Raw genomic sequence first — 23114 nt, forward strand, 5'->3', positions numbered from 1 at the left:
GAAAAAAACGAGGCCACGCCCATGCTGCTTGCTACGTTGATCCATCGCGCCAATCTACCCTGCCCGCAAGTAGGCCCCGACCAGGCAGCGCAATTGCTCGAGCAGCACTACGGCCTCACGGGCACCCTGCAATCACTGGGCAGCCAGCAAGACCTCAATTACAAAGTCGACAGCACTCGCGGCCGGTTTGTTCTGAAGATCTGCCGGGGCGACTATGCGGCGATTGAGCTGCAGGCCCAGCACGCGGCCCTCGACACCCTGCAGGCCGTGCGGGTGCCCAAGGTCATCAAGGCCCTGAGCGGTGAAGAGCTGTTGAGCGTGACGGTCGATGGCCAGCCCCTGCACCTGCGGCTGCTGGACTATATCGACGGCCAGCCGTTGACCCATCTGCCGCATTTGGGGCGCGACGTGATCGCCGGCTTCGGCGACCTGTGCGGGCGCATGAGCCGCGCGCTGGCGGATTTCTCCCACCCTGGATTGGACCGTACCCTGCAATGGGACCCGCGCCATGCCCGGGAACTGATTACCTATCTGTTGGCCACCCTGGAAAACCTGCCCCACCGCGCCGCGCTGGAACAGGTGGCCGAGCAGGTTGAACAGCGCATTCGCCCCCTGGCCGACCGCCTGCCCTGGCAAGCGGTGCACATGGACATCACCGATGACAACGTGGTGTGGCAGCGCGATGCGCAACGGCACTGGCAACTGCAAGGCGTCATCGATTTCGGCGACCTGGTGCACACCTGGCGGATTGCCGACCTGTCGGTGACCTGTGCGGCTCTGTTGCACCATGCCGAGGGCGACCCGTTTGCCATCCTGCCGGCGGTCCGGACCTGCCATGCCGTGACTCCACTGCAGCGCGAGGAGTTGCAGGCGTTGTGGCCGCTGATCGTCGCCCGTGCGGCAGTGTTGGTATTAAGCAGCGAACAGCAGCAACGCCTGGATCCGGACAACACTTACCTGTTGAAAAACGCCGAACACGAGTGGCAAATTTTCCATGTGGCGACGTCGGTGCCGTTTGAACTGATGGAGGCTGCGATTCTCGGCAGTGTCGGTGAGACGCTGCCGTCGATTGCCAGCCAGGACTTCGCGCCGTTGCTACCGGGCCTGGTGGGGCGTGAGTTCGCGCTGATCGACCTGGGTGTGCTCAGCCCGCATTTCGAAGCCGGCAACTGGGAACTGCCCGGCATTGATCGGCAACTGCTGGATCAGGCGGCGGCCGTGCATGGGCTGGCGGCAAGTCGTTATGGCCAATATCGGCTGTCGCGTACCTGCCCGGACAGTGCCACCGAACCGCAGACTTTCCCCCTCCACGTAGAGCTGCATCTGCCCCACGGCACGGTGTTGGAAGCGCCTTTCGCCGGAACGCTGCATCAGGACGCCGATGGCCTTGTGAGCGTGCAAGGGGTGGAGCTGAGCGTGCGGTTGTGGGGCGTGGACACCCGGTTGAAGCACGGTTCATTGCTGGTGGAGGGGCAGGTTCTCGGTGAGGTCCATGGGCCGCTGACCGTGCAACTGTGCCGTGCCGACCTCGAACCGCCGCTGTTTTGTACACCGTCCCGGGCCTTGGCCTGGCAAGCCTTGTGCCCCTCGCCTGCGGGGTTACTGGGACTGGCCTGCGATGCCGAACCGGAACTCGACCCCCACGCCCTGCTGGCCCGGCGTGACGCCAGTTTCGCCCGCTCGCAGAAGCACTATTACGTCGACCCGCCACGCATCGAGCGCGGCTGGCGCAACCACCTGATCGATATGCAGGGCCGTTCCTACCTGGACATGCTCAATAACGTCGCCGTACTGGGTCACGGTCACCCGCGCATGGCGGCGGTGGCGGCGCGGCAATGGTCGTTGCTCAATACCAACTCGCGGTTTCACTATGCCGCCATTGCCGAGTTTTCCGAGCGTTTGCTGGCGCTGGCGCCGGCGGGCATGGATCGGGTGTTCCTGGTCAACAGCGGCACCGAGGCCAACGACCTGGCCATCCGCCTGGCGTGGGCCTACAGCGGCGGGCGCGACATGCTCAGTGTGCTGGAGGCCTATCACGGCTGGTCGGTGGCGGCGGATGCGGTGTCCACCTCGATTGCCGACAACCCCCAGGCCCTGAGCAGCCGCCCGGAGTGGGTCCACCCGGTCACTGCGCCGAACACCTATCGCGGTGAGTTCCGCGGGCAGGACAGTGCGCCGGACTACGTACGAAGCGTGGAACACAACCTGGCGAAAATCGCTGCGAGCAAGCGCCAACTGGCCGGGTTTATCTGTGAGCCGGTGTACGGCAACGCCGGCGGCATCTCCCTGCCGCCGGGTTACTTGCAGCAGGTGTACGGGTTGGTGCGTGCCCAAGGCGGCGTGTGCATCGCCGATGAAGTGCAAGTGGGCTACGGCCGCATGGGGCACTTTTTCTGGGGCTTCGAAGAGCAGGGCGTGGTGCCCGACATCATCACCATGGCCAAGGGCATGGGCAACGGTCAGCCACTTGGCGCGGTGATCACCCGTCGCGAGATCGCCGAGGCATTGGAGGCCGAGGGGTATTTCTTCTCGTCGTCGGGGGGCAGCCCGGTGAGTTGCCGGATCGGCATGGCGGTGCTGGATGTGATGGAAGAAGAAAAGCTGTGGGAAAACGCCCAGGTGGTCGGCGGGCATTTCAAGGCCCGGCTGGAAGCGCTGATCGACCGTCATCCCCTGGTGGGCGCGGTTCACGGTTCCGGTTTCTATCTGGGCCTGGAGTTGGTGCGTGACCGGCAAACCCTGGAGCCCGCCACCGAAGAGACCACCCTGTTGTGTGATCGCTTGCGGGAGTTGGGGATTTTCATGCAGCCGACTGGCGATTATTTGAACATCCTCAAGATCAAGCCGCCGATGGTGACCTCCAAACGTAGCGTGGACTTCTTTGTCGACATGCTGTCGAAGGTGCTGGATGAGCAACTGTAAATAATCGATTGTTATCGGTGATTGGCTGTCATATTTTTCATCCAGGCTGTCTGTTCGCTTTTAAAGCCGATTTTTATCCGTTATAAAGTCGGCCTTTACCCCATTCGGAGTCCTGATCGCCATGACCACCCTGCACAGCACCCCCCGCGCCGATGGCTTCCACATGCCCGCCGAATGGGCGCCACAGACCCAAACCTGGATGGTGTGGCCCGAGCGCCCGGACAACTGGCGCCTGGGCGGCAAGCCCGCGCAGGCCGCTCACGTGGCCGTGGCCAAGGCCATCGCACGTTTTGAGCCGGTGACCGTTGCGGTTTCCGCCGGCCAGTACGAAAACGCCCGCGCCCGCCTGGACGTGCCGAATATCCGTGTGGTGGAAATGTCCAGCGATGACGCCTGGGTGCGCGATACCGGCCCGACGTTCGTGATCAACGACCGTGGCGAAGTGCGCGGCGTGAACTGGGATTTCAACGCCTGGGGCGGTTTTGACGGTGGCCTGTACTCGCCGTGGAACCGCGACTCGCAGGTGGGCGGCAAGATCCTCGAAATCGAGCGCGCGCCGCGTTACCGCACAGAGGGTTTCGTGCTGGAAGGCGGCTCGATCCACGTCGACGGCGAAGGCACCCTGATCACCACCGAAGAGTGCCTGCTCAATCGCAACCGTAATCCGCACCTCGACCGTGCCGAAATCGAAGCGGTGCTCAGCGCCAACCTGGCTGTGGATAAGATCATCTGGCTGCCGGACGGCCTGTTCAACGACGAAACCGACGGTCATGTGGATAACTTCTGCTGCTACGTGCGCCCGGGCGAAGTATTGCTGGCCTGGACCGACGACCCGCAAGACCCGAACTACGCGCGTTGCCACGCCGCCATGGGCGTCCTGCAAAGCAGCACCGACGCCCAGGGGCGCTCGTTCACAGTGCATAAAATGCCGATCCCGGGGCCGTTGTATGCCACTGAGGAAGAGTGCGCAGGGGTCGACCCGGTGGACGGCACACAGGAACGCAATCCGACTGTGCGGTTGGCGGGTTCCTACGTCAACTTCCTGATCGTCAACGGCGGCATCATCGCGCCAAGTTTCGACGACCCGTTGGACGCTGAAGCCAAGGCCATCTTGCAGAACCTGTTCCCGCAGCACGAAGTGGTGATGGTGCCGGGCCGTGAACTGTTACTGGGTGGCGGTAATATCCATTGCCTGACCCAACAACAGCCGGCCCCGCATAAAAACTGAGTGCAGTTGTAACAATGCCTTTCCGGCAGCCGGGCGCTCCTTGGTTTCGGCCTCTACAGCAAGCCCACGGCCCATCACGGTCGTGGGCTTTTTTGTGTCCGCCCACCTATAAACACGCGACATTGGCATAGCTCTTGTATCGGTGTTGCCCCAGTGTCCCAGGGTGATGACCGCACAGTTCTGTCATAAACCTTGAGTAAGTTAGCCGCTCACGCAGCAGGAGAGAGCGCCGAAATGAATGCCAATATCAACCCGATGTACACGCGCACCTTCCACCCTTCGCGGGTTGACGGTGACGCGATCCATGCGCTGGGGCTCTGGTTGAAGGAAAACGGCTCGCGACAAGTCAGGCAGCAGCCGGATTTGCGCAGTGTGATGAGTGAACGCTACCCGGTGGGGTTGTTCAGCGAGGATGAAATGCACGCGTTGTGCGAGTTGATTGAAAACTGAACAATCACCACTGATGTCGTAGATACCGTCTATCCAACACCGCGTAAATCTGTAGCAGCTGCCGAGCGCAAGCGAGGCTGCGTCGGCCGCGACTCGAGATTGAATCGGCTGCGCGCCCTACGCAGCCTCGCTTGCGCTCGGCAGCTGCTACGGGGTTTGTGTGGTGTTGCTTGAGACGACCTCTACGGGTTTATCGGGGTTAGAAACTGTAGGTGCCTGTCACCACCAGGTTACGCGGATCGCCCGGCTGAATCTGCGCCACACTGGTCGCCGATTCGTAGTAGGTCTTGTCGGCGATGTTGTTCAGCGCCGCGCGCACATCCCATTCTTTCTGCCGGAACCCGACCAACGCATCCCAACTGCCATAACCCGGCAGTACCACAGTGTTGAGGCTGTCGGCGTAGCGGTCGCCGACCAGGGTCAAACCGGTTTCCGCGTACCAGCCCATCTCCGGTTTCCAGGTGACAAACAGGCTTGCATTGCGCTTGGCCACGTCGCTGACGCGCTTGCCTTCAAAACCGTTGTTGTCCTTCTCGACCTTGGCATCCTGCAGGCCGACACCACCGCGTACAGACCAGTTGCCGACGATTTTGCCGGTGGCTGTCAGCTCCACGCCGCGCGAGCGCTGCAGGCCGCTGAGCAGGGTAATGGTGCGGTCCAGCGGGTCGCTGGTGCGGCGGTTGTAGAGTTCCAGTTCGTACACCGCCAGGGTGGTGCTCAGGCGATCGTCGAGCCAGTCGCTTTTCACGCCGATCTCTTTTTGCTTGGTCAGCTCGGGGCTCAGGTCGTTGACGCTGCCGGCGGCGTTCGGGGTGATGCCGATCAGGCCGCCACCGGCCGGTGAGAAGGTCTTGCTCCACGAGGCATAGAACGAGTGGTGTTCCAGGGGCGTCCACACCAGGCCAAAGCGCGGGCTGGTGCTGTGGCTTTTGACGTCTTGTCGGGTATTGAGCAGTTTGTTTTTGGTGTCCACTTCGAAACGGTCGTAACGCAGGCCGGCCAGCACTTGCCACTGGTCGTTCAGGCGCAGTTGGTCTTGCACATACAGGGCGCGGCTTTCGACTTCGGTGTGGTTGTTACTCGATACGCTCATGCGCCCGGTGTGGCTCAGGCGACGGTTGGGCTGGTTGAGGTCCAGGGCTGGCACGGCCTGGCCACCGCGGTTCACAGCAGTGGCGGTGTACAGCTTTGGATCGCGGCGCTGGCTGCCCAGCTCCACGCCGGTGAGCAGGCGGTGTTCGAGGCCGAAGGTGCTGAAGCCTCCTTCCAGCTCGACGTTGTTGAAGACGTTGAGGGTGGTCAGGTCTTGCTGCCAGCGTTGGCGCGTCACCCGATTGGTCGAGGCAACATAGGCGGTCTGGTAGGTGTTGTCGAAATCGCTGTCGAGCTTGAACACGCCGAGGGTCTGGCGCAGTTGCCAGTTGTCGTTGAGTTCGTAGGCCAGCTTGGAGCGCAGGGACTGGGTCTTGTCGTCGATGTAATCGCGGCTGTCGCCGTAGGTGGTGCTGCGACTGACGTCGGCGGGGCGGCCGTTGACGCCGGGGATGCCGCGATCCGGCGTGCGGTTGTAGCGGCTGTATTCGTATTGCACCAGCCAATTGAGATCCGGGGTGAGCTGCCAGCTCATGGACGGCGCGAACAGTTGGCGATTGCCGCTGACGCCGTCGCGGAAGCTGTTGTTGTCCTGGTTGCCCATGTTCAGACGCAGGCTGATGTTGTCGGTGGGGTCGGTGCTCAGGTCGGCATACACACTGCGCAAATCGTTGCTGCCGCCCTGGGCCTCGATGCTCGACTTGCGCCCGGCCGTTGGCAGTTTGCTCACGCGGTTGACGATCCCACCCTGGCCGCCTCGCCCGTAAAGCACGGCTGCCGGGCCTTTGAGCACTTCGATTCGCTCGATGTTGTGCAGGTCGCGCACGTACTGGCTGTCGTCGCGAATGCCATCGAGGTAGAAGTCGTTGCTCGCGTCGAAACCACGGATGCGCAGACTGTCGAAGCGCGTGTCGGCGCCGCTGCTGACGTTGGGGATGCCGCTCAAGGCCTGGCCCAGGTCGTTGGTGCCGTAGGCGCGCAGGCTTTCGGTCTTCACCGAGTCGATGGCCTGGGGCACATACCGTACCGGTGTGGCGGTGCGGGTCGCGGTGCTGGTTTCCTTGACGCGCGGGTCGTCTTCGTCAGCTTCGGCGCTGATCGAGGTTTCGGGCAAGGTGGTGGCCGCACAGGCAAAACCGGCAGACAGCAGAACAGAAAGCCCAAGGGTCATGGGCGTCAGGCGAAGGGCAGGCATGGTGGAATGCATCCAAAGGGTTTGGCAGGAAAAAGCACGCTAATGGTAATGCTTTGCATTTGCGCGCGTTATCCATTACCAAACGTATCGGCTTTGAAATATGTTACGAGATGTGTTTCATGGGTCGTTAAAGACAGAATCTGGTCGTTTTCAGAAAGGCAGTAGGCCTTTGCTTAGAATTATTTCGCCTAAATACAGACGATTCACGAAATTGACACATAGTTCAACGCGCGACTAGGATTGCGCCCAACGCCTGTGGCTAACAGCCATGACTCATCCAATAAGAAAAGGCCCGCGGCATGTTCAGTCGTCCGCGGGCCTTCTTTTTTCGGAAAAGTCGACACCAGAAAAGCGACATGGAGCCTGGTGTCATCGCGCGTACTCAACCCGTAATAAGGAATACAAAAAATGTTGAAGCAACGGATGAGTCTGATCGCTCTGGGGATTTTGAGCGCATCGACAGCAATGGCAAACGACCAGGAGCAATCCAAGGGTTTTGTTGAAGACAGCCACCTGAACATCGCGGCCCGTAACGCCTACATCAGCCGCGACTACAAAAACGGCAAGCAAGACAAAGCCGAATGGGGCCAAGGCTTCATCGGCAAGTTCGAGTCCGGCTTCACCCAAGGCACTGTCGGTGTGGGTGTGGACGTGATCGGCCAATATGCTATCCGTCTGGACGGTGGCCAAGGTCGCGCCGGCGCGGGGGGGATCGACTTCTTCAAGCAGGGTAATGGCACCACTAACCCAGATGGCTCGGCAAACCCTGGCTCGGCACCACACGACCTGGCCAAAGGCGGCGCAGCGGTCAAGTTCCGCGTCTCCAACACGGTGCTCAAGTACGGTGATCAGTTCCCTAACGTTCCGGTCCTGGCCTACGACAACTCCCGTCTGCTGTCCGAAACGTTCACGGGTACGTCGATCGTCTCCAAAGAGATCGCGGGCCTGCAACTCGACGCCGGTCACTTCACCAAGGAAGCTCGCAAGAGCGCCGAAGGTACCGACAGCGGCCGTCTGAAAAGCATCGACTACGTCGGTGGCAGCTACAAATTCACCGAAAACCTGTCGGCCGCGCTGTACGCCTCCGACATGCAAGACGTGCTGAAGAAGCAATACGTCAACGTCAACTACGTGCTGGCCCTGCCAGAGAAACAGTCGCTGACCTTTGACTTCAATGGCTACAAGACCAAGCTGGACAAGAGCTTCGCCCTGGAAAACCAAGGCAGCGAAGACGCTCGCGACAACAAGATCTGGAGCCTGGGCGCCACATGGGCTGTCGGCCCGCACAGCTTCACCGTCGCTCACCAGCGCAGCACGGGCGACACCGGCTACCTGTACGGCGGCTACCGCAACGCTGGCGGCATCGGCGACGGTGGCAACACTATCCTGCTGGCCAACTCCTACTGGTCCGACTTCAACGGCAAGGACGAGCGCTCCTGGCAGGCCGGCTACGGCCTGGACTTCAGCACCTTCGGCGTGCCTGGCCTGACCTACAACGTGGCCTACGTGCGCGGCACCAACATTGACGACGGTTCCAACCGTGGCAATGGCACCGAGCGCGAGATCTTCAACCAGTTCAAATACGTCGTCCAAAGCGGCCCGGCCAAAGACCTGAGCCTGCGTGCTCGTGCGTCCTGGTTGCGCGTTTCCAGCAATGCCGACAAGTACAACGTAGGCGGTAACGAAATCCGTCTGTTCGCCGACTACCCGATCAACGTTTTCTAAGTGATCACACGTCGCGCCTGATTCCAGGCGATAAAAAACCCCGACTGGTTCGGGGTTTTTTTATGGGGGTGCATCAGTCCTCGTGGCTCTGCAAAATCTTGCGCGCCAACGCCGCATTCCTGTAGTCGAGCATCAAGGACAAGCCCTCATAGGGTTCGATCTTTTTATTGCCGATACACAGCTGTGCCATCAGCAGCAGTACCTGGCGTTTCTTCTTGTTGACCCGCACGCCGGGTACACCGAACGCGGTCTTGCGCGTTACGGGTAACGGCGCCTCGGGCGTCAGTTGGACGGTTACCCAGATGCCCTGGACAAACTGCAACGTGATCTCCTCGATATGTTCGATGGGCAGCGGTTGCGCCAGGTTATTGAACACAAAATGCTCCGGTGTCAGGCGCAACGCGGTCTGCGGCGCGCGCTTGAATCGACGGATGCCCAGCCACAGCAGGCCCAGCCCGATAAGACCCAGGCACGCGCCCGCGCCGACTGCCGACAGCGGCGTGCCTTTCAAACGCTCCGGGGCGAGCCAGACTCGACTCAGGATAAACAGGGCCGCCAGCACAAAGGGCAGGCCCGACACCGCCATCAGCACCCCGCGCCACTGGCCGCCTTCATGCAGGCGGCGCTCACCCTCGGCCGAAGCGGCCAAGGTTTCCAGCAGCTGGGTGTGCGCGCTGTTCTCCGACACGGCCATGTCCATCACGTCGCGAGACAGCTGCTCGCGCAGTGCCTGGTGTGCGCTGAAATAGGCATCCATCTGCGCATTCGCCATGTCGCTATCCACCACGCGGGTGGCGCCGCGCAGGGTATCGTCCAGTGGCACGTGCAGCGCCTGCAGGCGTTCGCCATTGGAGGGGTGGGAGTCGGTGGGATGGGGTTGATGAATCTCCAGGGCTTCGGCTGATGGTTGCAATTTACACTCACGCAAGCTCGTGAACACGGCGTCGGGCAGGTCTGTAGCCGTACCTGCCTCACACAACGCCAACAGTGCATCCTCAACGTGCGGCTGCAACACCGACATCCGCAACAACGCCGAAGCCGCCGCCTCAGGGCCCACCAACTGCGCGCCGGCAGCGTCCGCCAGCAATTCGCGCTCACGGCTCCAGTGGTTAACCGCGTGATCGAAACGCTGCATGAAAAACACCCCGAACAGCAACGACGGGCGCATCAGCCAGCCTTGGATCAAATCGCTGCCCAGCAGGGTTTGCAGCAGCGCCTCCAGGCTGCGATTCACCCCATCGTAGATCGGCAAAAAGCGCAGGCTGTATTCCGTGTCCTGCCCCACAAAGTGCGCCAGCTCATGGCCGATCACCGCGCTGATTTCTTCACGGCTCAGCAGGCCCAGATACAGCAACGGCACATGCAAGGTGCGCCCCTGCAGCAAAGTATTCGCCGGTTGCACAGTGGCCGCGCTGGAGGTCACGTAAAAGCCCTGGGCCAGGCTCACCACGATGTGGTCCGGTGGCAGCGCACCGAGCCGACCCGCCAATTCGTCCACATGGCGCCACAACCCTGGAGCCTGCGCGGGCGTCACCACCTGGCCGAACATCTCCAGCGGCTCGGGCTTGAACATCCCCAGCATAGGGCGCAGCTGTCTGAGCAACTGCCAGATCGAATACACACAGAACGCCGCGATCACCCCCAGCACCGCCATCAGCTTGACTTCGCCACTGCCCAGCCGGCCGATATGCCACATCCCCAAGCCTTCGAAACTCAACGCCAACGCGACGGCCGCCGCCACCGCCACCACATGGCCCACCAACACGTAGGGCAACAGGCGGCTGCCCAGGGAGAACACCTGCAATAACCTCTCCCGTGAGTGCCGTGCCCGCCGCCCGGCCCAGTACGTACCTGCCAATGCCGCCGCACCAATCAACGCCGCCAACAGACCCAAGCCCATCACCCACGGCGCCAGGACCCGCATCGCACGGTTCACGCGGTGGGCAATGGGCAGTTCGGCTTCGATTTTTTCCAGACGCGAGAGGGCCATCTGCACGCTGATTTTTTCATCGACCAGGGCGACCATCGCCGTCGGCTCCTTCGCCGCCAGCGCCTGGAGTTGCTGTTTAGCGATAGTCACCGTGACGTGGTAATCGGCCACCGCAGTGGTGGTTTCGTCAGCACGCTGACGCTCCCAGCCACCGAGGGCGACCAGCAACAGCGGGAAAACGATGAGAAGGCAGATCAGTTTCAGGGCGTTCATGGGAGTTCGTTCACGACGCAGGGATGTTCAGGTTTATACCGAAAAAAACGCCCCTGGGTATCTACACCACTCTTAAATGCGGGCACACAACTCTGTGGTGAGCGGGCTTGCCCCGCGCCGGGCTGCGCAGCAGCCCCAATAAAGGCACTGAGATTTTTCTGTTAAAACTAAGCGCCTGGTTTTGGGGCCGCTTCACAGCCCTACTTACAGCCCGGTATTCCCAGGCGACTCCAACACCTTCACCACATCATCAATAGCGGACCTACAAAGTCCAAGCATGTGACTAAGGTGGAAAATTTATTGCTTGTCCCTACCGCCCCTCAATCAACGCCCGCTCCTCCAACCAAATCTCCTGAACAAACTGATCCGTAATCGCATAAATCCCATGCCCTCGCCGCATGATGATGTTCTCCGCCACCAGCGCAATCACCACGGGTTGAATCTCTTCAACCCGCACTTCGCGACCTACCGTCTTTGAATATTCCGCAGCTGCATCGGTAGAGAAAATCCCCCGAGCATCGCCTTCCGTAGCCGCGATCTTGTTGAAAATCGCCTGAGCCAGGCTGCCCAGTTGTTCGACTTTTTCAAGCTCAATACTTGCCGCCGCTGAGCGTAAGGTGCTGGCAATCACGGGGAGGAAAAGATCAGGATCACCGCCCTGTTGCAGTAGCTGACGCAATGCCTTGAGCATTTCCTCAGGTCGATTGCCCAGGGTATTGAAGGCTTCGACGGCGGCTTCAAGTGAGGGGAGCTTTTCCTTCTTCACCGTCATTGCCAGTCGGTTGAGCAGGAATTCAACGTAGTCACCCTTTAGCAGTGGATACGCGGCCGATGTCGCGCCGGAAAACGCTTGGTTGCGTTTGGCGGTCAGCTCGCTTACCTGGGCTCTGTGGGAGCCTGTGCCGATAAAGAGGAAGTAGCCCGGCGTATTCGGGCGCGGGTTGATTGCATCACGAGCAGCCTTGAGGGCCAGGAGCAGTTGGTTGCCATCGTCGGAGGAAATGGCATGTTGCACCTCGTCGATGATCAACACGAGATCGGTCTTCGCTTGGTCGACGACCTCTGCGAGTGCTTGCGCTAATGTGGGGCCGTCGGCGTTGCCGATGCTGTCGAGTTTGAAACCGAACTTGAATCCTGCTGCGCCCAGATCGACATTGTTGACTCGCTTGAGCGTTTCCAGGATTGAAGAGCCCGGCGTTTGCAGTTCTTTCAGGGTCTTGTGGATGGCGTTGTGCACGAGCGTTGCCGGGTTGGCCAGCGTATCGCTCCATAGGTCGACGTAAATCACCAGGGCGCCTGCTGCTTCCAGGGCTGGGATAAGGTCGTTGCGCAGGAAGGTCGTTTTACCTGTACGGCGCAGGCCAGACAGAAAAAGACCCGAGCGTAGACCTTCATCTAATACGCCTGGATTGAGAAGCTGGTTTGCCATCGATTCAGCCAGTTCAGGGCGCTGAAATATGCTGCTCATGCAATTATCCCTTTTTATGGATACGCCATAATTATTGCCAATACATAATTTAGCATAAAGGATGAAATCCGGAGCTTTGGCGCGAAAAGAGGTGATTCAACAGGAGGGGAGGTGAGGCGTGGAGGGGATGATCGAGGATGAATATATGGTAAACCTCCTGAATTCGAACGTTGTCGATCATCCCTTCCGTAGAGAATAGGCAGGAATCCGCCAAAAGCTGCCGTGGCAGCAGGCTGCCGAAAGCAGTCCGCTGTCAACGCCCTCTATCGGCCGACGCTGTTGAAATATCGAGTACGAAAGCGGTTTTGTCTGGCAATTGCGCTACGTGCCGATCCGGTCGCCAAGGTGGTGCTTACCAGTTGTAACTCACCGACCCGGTCACATTTCGGCGATACCCGTATTTGCAGCTGTCGCCGGTGTAACCACACTGGGAGACATAGGTTTCATCGGTCAGGTTGGACGCATTGAGCGCCAGCTTCGCCCCTGCATAGGATGAAGACAGCTTGCCCAGGTCGTAGCTCAGGCTGGCGTCAAACAGCGTGTAGTGGGGAATGCCTTCGCTGTTTTGCGAGTCGATATAGCTCTTGCCGACATAGCGTACTCCTCCCCCTATCGCCAAGCCCGATAGCGCGCCGCCCTGAATGGTGTATTGCGACCAGAGCGAGGCCAGTTGTTCAGGGGTATTGCCAGGTTGATTGCCTTTCTCATCGGCCGTATTGCTGCGGGTAATTTCAAGGTGTGAATAGCTGTAGTTGGCCATCAACTCCAGAGCATCGGACACCTGCGCCTTGCTTTCCAGTTCGATACCGCGCGACTGGATTTCTCCGGTCGCCACCGAGAAACGATTGTTGGCAGGATCGGCAGTCAGTACGTTTTGCCGCGTCAGGTCGAACAGCGAGACGGTCACGTAGCTGTCACTGCCCTTGGGCTGGAATTTGATCCCGACTTCGTACTGGCGACCGGTTTCGGGTTCGAACGCACTGCCGTCACGCGCCACCGCCGTGATGTTAGGGAAAAACGACTCCGAATAGCTCGCGTAGGGCGCCAGGCCGTTGTCTGCCAGGTACATCACACCGGTCCGCCACGTGAAGGCGTGATCGCGCTGCTTGAGGTCTGCCGCCGTATCGGTGGCGTAATGGACCGTTTTCGAGCGTGCCCAGTCTTGGCGACCGCCCAGGTTGAAGACCCAATGTTCGTCGAACTTGAGCTGTTCCGAGAGATACACACCCGCCTGGTCTAGCTGACGACGCTGGTTGATGTCGTAAAAGGCGTCCAGGTCGCTGTAATCCTGGTGATAGACCGGCGCATAGATATCCAGGGGATCAACCACGTTGCCACCCCCCAACTGGTTGGTACTGGCGTGTTGCAAATCGATGCCGACCAGCGTTGTATGTTCGAAACGGCCGGCGTTCCACTGGGCCTGGAAGTGGTTATCGAGCAGGGCATTCTTCACCTTTTCGTGGCCCAGATAACCGAAGCGGCCCACGGTGCGCTGGTCGTCATCCAGGCCGTATTGGTAAATCGTGCGCTGTTCCTGGTAGGAACGGCTGTAACGGGCGTTCTGGCGGAATGTCCAGATATCATTGAGGTGATGTTCAAACTGATACCCCAGTGACCACTGTTCTACATCATATTTGTCGAAGTCAGGGTCGCCGACAAAACGATCCGTAGCGATCCGTCCGTAACGCGAGCTGTCGAGGGTGCCTACCCGGGGCAACGCGTAGTAGCCCAGCACATTGCGGTCTTTTTGAAAGGACGCCAGCACCGTCAGCGAGGTGTCGTCCGAGGGGCGCCAACTGATTGCCGGGGCGATGAATTGACGGTCATCACGGGCGTAGTCGATTTGCGTACCGCTGTCTCGCCACAGCCCGGTGAGGCGATATGTCAAGACGCCGTCATCGCTAAGCGGCCCGCCGAAATCCGCAGCCAATTGCTTGCGATCAAAACTGCCTGCCTGCGCCACCAGTTCATGCAGCGGCTCATCGGTGGGACGCTTGCTGATCACGTTGACCATGCCGCCCGGCGAGCTTTGCCCGTAGAGCACCGACGATGGCCCGCGCAGCACTTCCACGCGCTCCAGCCCATAGACTTCACCCACGGCACGGCTCTGGTTGGCAAAGCTGTACTGGCGCAGGCCATCGCGATAGATACCACCGCCAGTCGTCGCGTCAAAGCCACGAATACTAATCGTGTCGCGCCGGGTATCGACACCGTTGGCTTCACCATTGACCCCGGCGGTGTAGCGCAGCACCTGCCCGATGCTTTGTGGCTGCTGGGCATCGATTTGCTTACGGGTGACCACGCTGATCGATTGCGGCGTTTCCATGATCGACGTATCGGTCTTGTTGGCACTCATGGTCCGGCTGGCGACCAGGCCATCGTTGCGGCCTAACGAGGTGTCGTAGGCGGTGCCACTGATGGCGGTCGGCGCTAGCTCCAGCACGTCGCCGTTGCTCGGTACCAGCAGCAGGCTACCGTCGTCCTGGCGCTTATAGGTCAGCCCAGAGCCGAGCAAGAGCTGCGCCAGGCCGGCCTCAGTACTGAAATCGCCTTGCAGCCCCTGGGTTTTCTTGCCGGCCGTCAGCGTTGAGCTGCCCGCCATGGTAATCCCCGCCTGTGCGCCGAAACGTGACAGCGCAGAATCCAGGGGGCCAGCGTCGATGCTGTAATGCTGCGAACTACCCGCGGCAAAGACTGGAGGGCTGCAAAGCGGTTGCACGCTGAGCAACAACAGCACAAGCGTACGGGCACGCAGGGCGCGGGAAGGTGAAGTCATACGGGGCTCCTAAGGGGTCAAGACCCACCTCTGGCGGGTGGGTGATCCCTATAGGCCAAGCGAGTACGAAAAAACTATCGTGCAGCGGAAAAAATATTTCAGGCGGGCACGATCGAGACCCAATACCGCGTCATGCGCTCGATACGCACCGGCAGCGTGCGCGCTACCAGCGTCAAGGCTGCGTCGGTGTCATCCAGCGAAAAACTGCCTGTGAGGCGTAACCCTGAGACCTGCTCATGACAACGTAAAACACCGGGGCGATAACGTGAGAGTTCCGCCACCAAGGCATCCAGGCGCAGGCGATCCGCCGGCAGAATCCCGCGCAGCCAGGCCTGGGCGACCAGCAGGTCGGGACGGCTCGGTACGCCGATACCCAGGCGGTCCACCCGTGCCTGCCATCCGGCCTCAAGTGAAGAGGACGTTGGCTGGCCGCGTGAGTGCACCTGCACCTGGCCGCCCACGACGGTGACCTGCGTGCCCTGCCGGTCATGGCGCACTTGCAACTGCGCGTCGCGGCTCTGTAGGATCGCGTCCGGCGTGATCAACTGCAGCGGGCGCGATTCTGCTCGCACATTCAAGGCCAGCTCGCCCTCTATCATCTGGATGCGCCGCACCTGGTCATTAAAATCCAGGTTCACCGCACTGGCCGTGTTCAGCCATAGCGAGCTGCCATCAACCAGGGCCCACTGGTGACGCTCGCCTGTTCCTGTGCGGTGGCTCGCCAGCGCGGCGCGCACTGGCGTGGAACCCGCGCCTTGCCAGGCAACTGTGCCAACCGCACCAAGGACCAACAGGCGCTTGAGTAACTGCCGACGTTTCTGCATGTCCGGCCCAGCCGACGCCAGTGCCCTGCGCGCGGTGGCGTCGCGCAAAAGATTCGCTCCGGGCTGCTGCAACAGCGGCAAGCTGGCGACACGTTGCCAGGCCTGCTCATGCTCATCGCTCGCCTCGCGCCAACACTGCAATGCTTCCAGATCAGGCGCACTCATAAGCCCGGACTGCGTCCTGACAAGCCAATCAATGGCAATATCGCGCACCTGCGGATTAATCTCGGCCCTCATTCGAAACGGCTCGCATAGCAAACGCTGAATGCCTTGCCCATGGCCCGTTGCACTTGAGCCACAGTCAAACCCAACTGCGCAGCGATCTGCGGGTACGTCAGGCCGTCGAGCTGAGACATGAAGAAAATCTGTCGTATGCGCTCAGAGAGCCCAATCAATAGCGAGTCGAGTTGCAACAAGGTTTCGATCACCAGATACCGGTCCTCGGGTGACGATTCCCCCCCTTCGGGCCGAGCAGCCAACGCTTCAAGATAAGCCCGCTCGATCTCCTGGCGGCGCCAGCGATTGACCAGCAGTCCATTGGCAATCGCCGCGAGAAACGCCATGGGCTGGCGCAACTCGCACACCTGCTGAGGGGCGCGCAGCACACGGATGAACGTATCGTGGGCCAGATCCTCGGCGTCGGCACTGTGCCCCAACCGCCGGTTCAGCCAGCCCTGCAGCCAGCCGTGATGATTCTCGTACAACTGTTCGACGGACGATGTTGGGCTGGCATCCTGCATGTGAGGCTCGCACTGCGTGAATGATAATGCTTCTCATCGTATTGATCGGGCGGATGGTTGTACAGTGTTTACACCTGTTTGATGGGGTGGAATTCTACGTCCATATCTGAGCAACAACGGGAGCAAGTGGGTGCGCTACACCGAAGCCGGTTACTTGCCGATCGACAACAACGCCGCCGAGCGTGCGATCCGGCCCTTCGTGATCGGGCGCAAGAATTGGCTGTTCAGCGACACGCTCAAAGGCGCGACGGGCAGCGCTCAACTTTACAGTTTGGTCGAGACGGCTAAAGCCAACGGCCAAGAGCCCTATGCGTGGCTGCGCCACGCACTTGACGACTTCTTCGGTTGAGGATTACGAAGCTTTACTGTCCTGGAACTGCTCGCCGATGACGCATAGTTAAGCGCGCTATTCATCTTGATGGCTGGTGGGGTTTACGGTGAGTTCAAAGAACACGAGCGGAGCAACGATCATGGAATACGACGATAAACTGATTGAAGAAGCCGTACTTGCCCTGTTGGCAACCTTCAGTTTTGATAACGGCAATGCTTGGAAAGGGTTCGACTTCGAGACCATGAACCGATTGCATGAACATGGTTTCATCAGTAATCCGGTGAACAAGAACAAATCGATTTGGTTGACGGCTGAAGGGCTGGAGCGAGGCCGGCAGATAGCCGACCGGTTATTTGGGGTAAGAACTCAAGTGGAGCATGAATCCGACTTGGATACCTGACTTCATACCACGGCCATACGATCGGTCGGGTTTATGGATCGCATAGTGCGCCTTATTTTCTTGCAGTTGCCGATATTCATTCAAACGCCAAATAGCACCAAGCCCCGAGTTACGGGGCTTGGTGCTGTGGTGCGCTTCGCGGTCACCTTGCAAACTAGAGGTCGCTCGATACGGATACGCAGTGATAACCAGCTCCCGGCAATCGAGTACTGGAGACGCTTTCCCTGCATGAGGGAACGCTCCAGCATTCCCAGGCTGTTGAGAATGTGGAAGACGGCTGCCTCCCTCAATTCCCAATCAGTGGCGTTGCCGGCATCAGTATCTGCAATGTCTTCCTGCACGGCTTTAAATGCCAGCACTCAGCGGACACGTAGCGGCTCAAAGCCCGCTGCAGGGGGGGATTGACGATCTCGGTCGGTCGCCCGCGCCAGTTGATCCAACTCGCTGACAAGTTCGGGCTTTACTCGGAAAGACAGAACGGGAGAGCTGCCATTAACGTTGTTCCACACGTGTTCTGTATGCGCTGTGTACATGGTATGCGGACGTTATGCTTCGGCTGGTAGTCGGCCACCAATAGCGGTTTGTCGGTTTGGGGAAGGATTTACAGGCGAGCGACTGGGTTGTATCAACCCAGAAACAACAAAGCCCTCACATTTCTGTGAGGACTTTGTTTTGTATGGTGGCACCAAGAGTCGAAAAATATCATAACTATCTGATTTTTATGTATTTTAAATATCGTAGATTATTATCATATCTCTAAAACTATCCTTTTCCCCTCTTCCGAGCCTTCTAGATGCAAGAAGAGTGAGCTGAGACACGATTGTTCTGAAGGCATGGCAGCCTTTCGACCCCTTCATTAACCTTTGAGGGGAGGCCTGCTTCTATTCCACTATATCCTCTCAGCACCCAGCAACACCTAGGCTGTGTCTGGCGGTGGGCGTGTCAGTGCCGCGCGTTTTCGCTGTGAGCGAAAATATTTTTTGACTGACCTATTATGTTCTGCCATGATGATTTTGCGGTCGATGATTTCTCGATTGTTTGTAGGTGCTAAGGCACTGTGGGGGTTGATTTCGAACCTCTAAATTTTGGGCCGGGCGTGTGCGGTCGCTACCGTGCGCGTATGTGGTGCGGTCTTGTAGGCTTCGTCGAGACGTCGAAGCCTGGTGATTTCAGCGAGGGGGAAAAATACAGTTCAAACATCGGTCATTTGGCTTGTAAAGGTTGCATCGAGAGGTCGGTTCCACATGTTGTGGGCTGGCGCAAACCCTTACAGGAGCATTCAATATGCAACCACGTGACGAGAAAGCCGAAGAACTGTACCTGGTGAAACTGAAGAGAAAGCAGCGTTTGAGATTGCTCAAAACTTGCTTTGGTGTGATTAAGATTCTCGTGCCGCTACTGTCGATGATTGACAGGAATTGGACGAAGATCATCGCATTCTTCCATGAGTAGCCTACCCCGCTGGTGTCACACTCATCAAAGGTGTGCAAAATGTTAGGTAAAGCCCTTAAGCTAATTCGTTCTTACTACGACTTGTCTCAAACAGAGTTGTGCTCTCGGTTGGGGGTATCAAACTCTCACTTGTCCGAGGTCGAGTCTGGAAAGAAGCAGCCATCTATTGAACTGCTCAAAAAATATAGCGACTACTTCGATATACCGCTATCTTCAATTTTATTCTTCTCTGAAAATATCGATTCTCCTCGAGCTACTGATAACTTGCGTTTCGGCTTGGCGAAAACTATTATTTCGTTACTTGAATGGAATGAGGATCGAAATGCAGCTAAAGAAAAGTACAAGGAAAAAACGAAAGCCCGATAATGAGCTTCCAATTCACCAGTGTGCCTTATATAAAGTAGGCTCACCGAGGCGGCTGGCTGAGTTGCTAAAGATTAGCGTAGTCGAGCTTGAAGAGTGTCTTGAGTCACAAAATAACTATAAAATATTCACAAAGGTTTTGGCTCCGAATCCATTTACTGGAAAATCTCGAAAAAAACGGGTCGTTCAAGAGCCTAAGTATCGACTTCGGAAGCTACACGAGAGGATATTATTTATGCTTCGTCGTGTCCAATATCCTGACTACGTTCAAGGCGGAGTAAAGCACCGTTCGTACCAAACGAACGCAGCTATTCATCTTGGAGCTCGACAAACAGCGACATTTGATCTGAAAGATTTTTATGGATCTACCCGCTACTGTCTTGTGCACGACTTCTTTCTTAATATTATGTGCTGCCCAACTGACATTGCGGGCAGACTTGCCTCGCTGACAACTTGGAACGGCGTAATGCCGACCGGAAGCCCACTCAGTCCTCTTCTTTCATTTTGGTCAGCTAAAGGCCTGTTTGATAAATGTGAGGAGCTGGCGGTAAAGTATGGATTGAATTTTACCTGTTATATTGATGATCTAACTTTCTCAGGGGATCAGATTTCGGGAGGTTTTCAGGCCGAGCTAAAAATTCTCGCCAGTCGCTTTGGCTATGAAATAGCAAAAGAGAAAACCAAGATTTTTCGCTTTGGAGTGCCAGCCCATATCACCGGTGTTATTTCACATAAAGCTAGGCTTTCTGTTCCACATTCGAGATTGAAAGGTGTCCGCAAAATTCAAGACGCTATTGGTGGGAGAGGGGCTGCGTATGGTTTTACTGCAGTCCAACTCAAACAGAAGTTAGCAGGAGCAATTAATGAAGCAGCTTCAATTGATGCAGTGAAATATGAAAAATGGGCATTGTATAGTCGTAAAGATATTGAGGGTGATCTTGGTTAGTAGCTGATCGAAGCGCTGTAACTCGCCTAGGGCGCGTGCTCAGGGTTTTGCGTTAAGCTGCGCTGGTTTTAGAAGATGCCATGGAGCGAAAAAGTCAGTATGTATGGCGTATAGTCGGAAAGGATAGTTTCTGCAGTCGTCCCTTGTCAATCACTCTATAAATAAAATATGTCGAAGTGGCTATGCTAATTATGGAATATATGTTTGTTGCGGTTTTGTCTTTGCTTGTGGCCTGTGTGGTTATCTTTTTTAAAACGCTTTATAAGGAGAAGGCTAAAAACAGAGCGCTGATCGAAGATGCTGGGCGTATCGAGGCAGAAAAACAGAAAGTGATACATGAATATACCTTAGAGACAGAGAGAGTTAAGCAAGCTCACGCTAAAGAAATAGAAGGTCTTAAGCAACAGAGTGCTGAAAAGCTTGATAAGCAAAAAAGAGATCATGAAATTGATATGCAGAAGCGGAAGTATAAGTATGAAAGCAAAAGCCGCGAATATCACAGGTTTATGGATGAAATTGATGCGTTCCGAGGGCTTAATATTGAAATTATTGAGAAAGAACTGTCCCCAATGATCTCCGCATGCTTCGCAAGTGACTTAGGTATTTCGAGTAAGTTGTTTGCAGATGCTAATAATAAAGCTACGAGTATCATCGGCTCTGTCAGGGTCCAGGAAGCTAAGCTTTTTGCTCAGGTTAATGGTGTGAAATTAAATTCAAGTCAAGAGATTCTTGACCTGTTGGATGAGCTTCGAGCAAACATAAGTCAGTCAAAGTTGTACCTCGAAAAAGTAGTTGGGTATGTTTTTAGTGAAAATTTTAGGCGTACTAAGCTAATTCCTGATGAGGTTAGCAATCATGCTCTCGGGCTTAATGAGCGTACAGTGGAGTTGAATAAAAAGCTTCTTGCAGCACTCAAGGCGGACCTTGATACCCTGTAGGCAGTCCGAGCTGGAGGGATGTGGGTATACCCCCAAAAATTTGATGATCTTGGATTGTAGCTTAGAGAGGAGAACGAATACCTCTTTAGGAGCGATAGTGATAGTAGTGACTGTACCGTAGCTGGGGATTAACTAGAGGTTGAATTTCCATGATTTTTGCAAGCGCTGAGTGATCAGGTGGACAGTCAGCAAATAGTAATATCGAGTCGCCTTGCTGCGACGATTCAGACGATGTTCGATGAACCAGGCCACATGCTTCTTCTGCCAAGCCCACGGTGTATCTCGTTGCCAGCGTTTTGCAATTTCCACTTGGATGATTTTCGCTTGGCGCAAATGTCGCTTCTGGGTTGCATGCGAACCCGTCAGCATCGCAGAAATGAATAGTTCTATATCGAATGGCTTGCTCATGTCCGTCCTCCAATGTAGGCCGCGACCACGTCGATCCGACCGTGCCCCAACTCATAGCTGATTTGCCTTCGGGCCTCACGATCTAGGTTCCTATCTGCCTGGCAACATTGGCCCCCATTGATTGGCGCGAGGTGTTGGGTGATCTGCTCGTAGCGCTCACATGCGTAAGCCGCTCGTAGTTCATGGAAGCCTTTGAGGTAATGTGCTTGCAGGATGTCTCGCGAAGGGCGGATGCTTTCTTGCAGAAAATTCAGGTAGCTTTCGTTTGGCGCAATCAGGTTGCGGCTACCTGCAGGTGACGCCTGCCATGCGAATCCAAGTGCACCACGAATATGGTCGTTCACTGCTATCCAACGTGGCGCCGAAGCGCCGGCGCGGCCGCCTTTGGTGCCCTCCTGAATGTTAATTCTGCCTAGGTCGTTAGCCTCACGGCTTAGCCGTGGCAGGTCAGCCAAGATGGCCTCACGCAAGCGCATGCCGGTGGCTCGCGCCAACAGGACGATCGCGGCGGCCCGTTGCTGATGATTTCGGCAAAGCGCATGGACGATCTCTTTAACCTGATCGCGGTCTTGGCCCTGCGGCACCGACTGGCGAACCCCGGTGCGCTGCATATTCAACGCCTTGCTCGGACTTGGTAACTTCACGCACTGATCACCGCGAAGCGCTGCCATGGTCCTGTTAACGCTGGATAGCCGATTTTGTGCGGTGCTGACGGCGAGGTCACCGCGCCCAACCACGTCGCGCAGATATGCCGCGTAGTCGGCCAACACTTTCCGATCAATCCGCCGCGCATCATTGATACCGGGCCCCTGTTCGGAGCGGCACCACTTCACGAATGCCTGCCACCGATCACAGTGTGCCTTCACCGTGCCGTAATGACCGCCGCCGAACATGTCTCTCAACGCCTGCGGCCCTGCATAGCTCAGTTGCCTGCCGTAGCCGAAATTGCGGCCATTGCGTCTACCCACCAATGCCATGTCGGTCACCTCATCTGCCGTTCTCCGATCCTCGCCCCACGTCATCCCGCCAAGAATGCTGAGTGTTATCAGGGATCGAGGCCCCTGCGGCCTGTGGGGTTGTCCTCTAACGCGGGACTGTCGACTCCTTACGTCCGGGAGCAAGGGCATCTCATGATCTGGCCTCCTGAGCACCAATACCGGTGGGCGGGTGGAGGCCGCGCTGGCTGACGAGACCAGCGCCTGAAAGATCCTGAGCCGGGTGAACACAGCGATGCGATGACCGGGGCATGCCTGACTGTCAGTCAGGTGCAGTCCTTTCCCTGGTCTGCGGCACCATCATCTACATGGCTGTTGCTGGTGACATCGGCGTTTGTCACGCCGATTGTCACGAGGGGAATTGCCGCAAAGCCATGTGCGATCAGGGCTGCAGCAGTGGTAGAAGTGCCCGTCTCTTTCCAGAGAAAGAGACGGGCGCAGGTTGGCGCATACGAAATGGCCAAGCGGATGGGTTGCTGCTGGGCAGGAGGGTATGGTGGCTGCCGCAGGGGCAACGGTGTTTAGTTGGCATCCATCACATGGGTAGTGACCGTACGAGCTACCGGACGCGAATCGTACTTGGGGGTGAACCACCGCGGTTGCGGCGTGACCTTTCAGGTTGCTGGCCACATTCGGCTGCCTCAGCAGCGCTTGCATC

17 protein-coding genes and 1 pseudogene are annotated in these 23114 nt (G+C 57.6%); 10 read left to right on the forward strand and 8 right to left on the reverse strand.

Annotation, left to right across the window (positions count from 1 at the left end; all coding sequences use genetic code 11):
- The first annotated feature begins 21 nt into the window (after positions 1-21).
- The 3 genes from V3W40_RS23300 to V3W40_RS23310 all read left to right on the forward strand — a co-directional run bounded on the left by V3W40_RS23300 (position 22) and on the right by V3W40_RS23310 (position 4600).
- Positions 22-2922 (forward strand): aminotransferase, encoded by a 2901-nt coding sequence (locus V3W40_RS23300; RefSeq protein ID WP_330215707.1) that lies wholly within the window; start codon positions 22-24, stop codon positions 2920-2922.
- A 121-nt stretch (positions 2923-3043) separates the two neighbouring features.
- Positions 3044-4150 carry an agmatine deiminase gene (aguA, locus tag V3W40_RS23305; protein ID WP_330215708.1) on the forward strand — a complete coding sequence of 369 codons (1107 nt, stop codon included), beginning with the start codon at positions 3044-3046 and terminating at the stop codon, positions 4148-4150.
- Between the two features lie 234 nt (positions 4151-4384).
- A complete protein-coding gene (locus V3W40_RS23310; protein ID WP_065925789.1) occupies positions 4385-4600 on the forward strand; it encodes a hypothetical protein in 216 nt (71 codons plus the stop codon).
- A gap of 199 nt (positions 4601-4799) precedes the next feature.
- Here V3W40_RS23310 and V3W40_RS23315 read toward each other — a convergent pair whose 3' ends face one another.
- Positions 4800-6887, reverse strand: a complete 2088-nt coding sequence (locus tag V3W40_RS23315; RefSeq protein WP_330215709.1) for a TonB-dependent receptor — start codon at positions 6885-6887, stop codon at positions 4800-4802.
- Positions 6888-7295: 408 nt separating this feature from the next.
- Between V3W40_RS23315 and V3W40_RS23320 the strand changes: the two genes are divergently transcribed.
- Positions 7296-8612 carry an OprD family porin gene (locus V3W40_RS23320; RefSeq protein ID WP_027605121.1) on the forward strand — a complete coding sequence of 439 codons (1317 nt, stop codon included), beginning with the start codon at positions 7296-7298 and terminating at the stop codon, positions 8610-8612.
- A 73-nt stretch (positions 8613-8685) separates the two neighbouring features.
- Here V3W40_RS23320 and V3W40_RS23325 read toward each other — a convergent pair whose 3' ends face one another.
- From V3W40_RS23325 to V3W40_RS23345, 5 genes are all read right to left on the reverse strand, one after another.
- The gene (locus V3W40_RS23325) at positions 8686-10815 is read right to left on the reverse strand and encodes a M48 family metallopeptidase (RefSeq protein WP_330215710.1); all 2130 of its coding nucleotides are present in this window, start codon (positions 10813-10815) and stop codon (positions 8686-8688) included.
- 310 nt (positions 10816-11125) lie between these two features.
- A complete protein-coding gene (locus V3W40_RS23330) occupies positions 11126-12283 on the reverse strand; it encodes an AAA family ATPase (protein ID WP_330215711.1) in 1158 nt (385 codons plus the stop codon).
- Positions 12284-12635: 352 nt separating this feature from the next.
- A complete protein-coding gene (locus V3W40_RS23335) occupies positions 12636-15059 on the reverse strand; it encodes a TonB-dependent siderophore receptor (RefSeq protein ID WP_330215712.1) in 2424 nt (807 codons plus the stop codon).
- A gap of 98 nt (positions 15060-15157) precedes the next feature.
- Positions 15158-16120: a FecR domain-containing protein gene (locus V3W40_RS23340; RefSeq protein WP_330215713.1), complete on the reverse strand. Its 963-nt coding sequence runs from the start codon at positions 16118-16120 to the stop codon at positions 15158-15160.
- Entirely contained in the window at positions 16117-16623 is a 507-nt protein-coding gene (locus V3W40_RS23345; protein WP_092358685.1) for a sigma-70 family RNA polymerase sigma factor, read from the reverse strand. Before V3W40_RS23345 ends, V3W40_RS23340 begins: the two co-directional genes overlap by 4 nt.
- Positions 16624-16726: 103 nt before the next feature.
- On the opposite strand from V3W40_RS23345, the pseudogene V3W40_RS23350 reads away from it, so the two are divergent.
- From V3W40_RS23350 to V3W40_RS23380, 6 genes and pseudogenes are all read left to right on the forward strand, one after another.
- Positions 16727-17024 (forward strand): annotated as a pseudogene (locus V3W40_RS23350) (IS66 family transposase); the annotation flags it as partial.
- A 69-nt stretch (positions 17025-17093) separates the two neighbouring features.
- A complete protein-coding gene (locus tag V3W40_RS23355) occupies positions 17094-17354 on the forward strand; it encodes a DUF6429 family protein (protein ID WP_065925781.1) in 261 nt (86 codons plus the stop codon).
- Between the two features lie 1284 nt (positions 17355-18638).
- On the forward strand, positions 18639-18806 hold the full coding sequence (locus V3W40_RS23365; RefSeq protein WP_330215714.1) for a hypothetical protein: 168 nt from the start codon (positions 18639-18641) through the stop codon (positions 18804-18806).
- A 39-nt stretch (positions 18807-18845) separates the two neighbouring features.
- Positions 18846-19172: a helix-turn-helix transcriptional regulator gene (locus V3W40_RS23370; RefSeq protein WP_330215715.1), complete on the forward strand. Its 327-nt coding sequence runs from the start codon at positions 18846-18848 to the stop codon at positions 19170-19172.
- The gene (locus V3W40_RS23375; RefSeq protein ID WP_330215716.1) at positions 19129-20115 is read left to right on the forward strand and encodes a reverse transcriptase family protein; all 987 of its coding nucleotides are present in this window, start codon (positions 19129-19131) and stop codon (positions 20113-20115) included. The genes V3W40_RS23370 and V3W40_RS23375 overlap by 44 nt, the downstream gene beginning before the upstream one ends.
- 191 nt (positions 20116-20306) lie before the next feature.
- Positions 20307-21053 (forward strand): hypothetical protein, encoded by a 747-nt coding sequence (locus V3W40_RS23380; protein WP_330215717.1) that lies wholly within the window; start codon positions 20307-20309, stop codon positions 21051-21053.
- 132 nt (positions 21054-21185) lie between these two features.
- On the opposite strand, the gene V3W40_RS23385 is transcribed toward V3W40_RS23380, so the two are convergent.
- Together V3W40_RS23385 and V3W40_RS23390 are read right to left on the reverse strand one after the other, a co-directional pair.
- On the reverse strand, positions 21186-21461 hold the full coding sequence (locus V3W40_RS23385) for a hypothetical protein (RefSeq protein ID WP_330215718.1): 276 nt from the start codon (positions 21459-21461) through the stop codon (positions 21186-21188).
- Positions 21458-22438: an integrase domain-containing protein gene (locus V3W40_RS23390; RefSeq protein WP_330215719.1), complete on the reverse strand. Its 981-nt coding sequence runs from the start codon at positions 22436-22438 to the stop codon at positions 21458-21460. Before V3W40_RS23390 ends, V3W40_RS23385 begins: the two co-directional genes overlap by 4 nt.
- Between the last annotated feature and the right edge of the window lie 676 nt (positions 22439-23114).

Source organism: Pseudomonas sp. AM8 (genome assembly GCF_036346475.1).
GTDB classification, from domain to species: Bacteria; Pseudomonadota; Gammaproteobacteria; order Pseudomonadales; family Pseudomonadaceae; genus Aquipseudomonas; species Aquipseudomonas marginalis.

Coding starts and splice junctions, on each gene's coding strand:
- V3W40_RS23375 (WP_330215716.1), top strand. CDS start 19,129: ATGCAGCTAAAGAAAAGTACAAGGAAAAAACGAAAGCCCGATAATGAG.
- V3W40_RS23390 (WP_330215719.1), bottom strand. CDS start 22,438: ATGGCATTGGTGGGTAGACGCAATGGCCGCAATTTCGGCTACGGCAGG.
- V3W40_RS23380 (WP_330215717.1), top strand. CDS start 20,307: ATGGAATATATGTTTGTTGCGGTTTTGTCTTTGCTTGTGGCCTGTGTG.
- aguA (WP_330215708.1), top strand. CDS start 3,044: ATGACCACCCTGCACAGCACCCCCCGCGCCGATGGCTTCCACATGCCC.
- V3W40_RS23320 (WP_027605121.1), top strand. CDS start 7,296: ATGTTGAAGCAACGGATGAGTCTGATCGCTCTGGGGATTTTGAGCGCA.
- V3W40_RS23340 (WP_330215713.1), bottom strand. CDS start 16,120: ATGAGGGCCGAGATTAATCCGCAGGTGCGCGATATTGCCATTGATTGG.
- V3W40_RS23330 (WP_330215711.1), bottom strand. CDS start 12,283: ATGAGCAGCATATTTCAGCGCCCTGAACTGGCTGAATCGATGGCAAAC.
- V3W40_RS23335 (WP_330215712.1), bottom strand. CDS start 15,059: ATGACTTCACCTTCCCGCGCCCTGCGTGCCCGTACGCTTGTGCTGTTG.
- V3W40_RS23325 (WP_330215710.1), bottom strand. CDS start 10,815: ATGAACGCCCTGAAACTGATCTGCCTTCTCATCGTTTTCCCGCTGTTG.
- V3W40_RS23385 (WP_330215718.1), bottom strand. CDS start 21,461: ATGAGCAAGCCATTCGATATAGAACTATTCATTTCTGCGATGCTGACG.
- V3W40_RS23300 (WP_330215707.1), top strand. CDS start 22: ATGCTGCTTGCTACGTTGATCCATCGCGCCAATCTACCCTGCCCGCAA.
- V3W40_RS23370 (WP_330215715.1), top strand. CDS start 18,846: ATGTTAGGTAAAGCCCTTAAGCTAATTCGTTCTTACTACGACTTGTCT.
- V3W40_RS23310 (WP_065925789.1), top strand. CDS start 4,385: ATGAATGCCAATATCAACCCGATGTACACGCGCACCTTCCACCCTTCG.
- V3W40_RS23345 (WP_092358685.1), bottom strand. CDS start 16,623: ATGCAGGATGCCAGCCCAACATCGTCCGTCGAACAGTTGTACGAGAAT.
- V3W40_RS23315 (WP_330215709.1), bottom strand. CDS start 6,887: ATGCCTGCCCTTCGCCTGACGCCCATGACCCTTGGGCTTTCTGTTCTG.
- V3W40_RS23355 (WP_065925781.1), top strand. CDS start 17,094: ATGGAATACGACGATAAACTGATTGAAGAAGCCGTACTTGCCCTGTTG.
- V3W40_RS23365 (WP_330215714.1), top strand. CDS start 18,639: ATGCAACCACGTGACGAGAAAGCCGAAGAACTGTACCTGGTGAAACTG.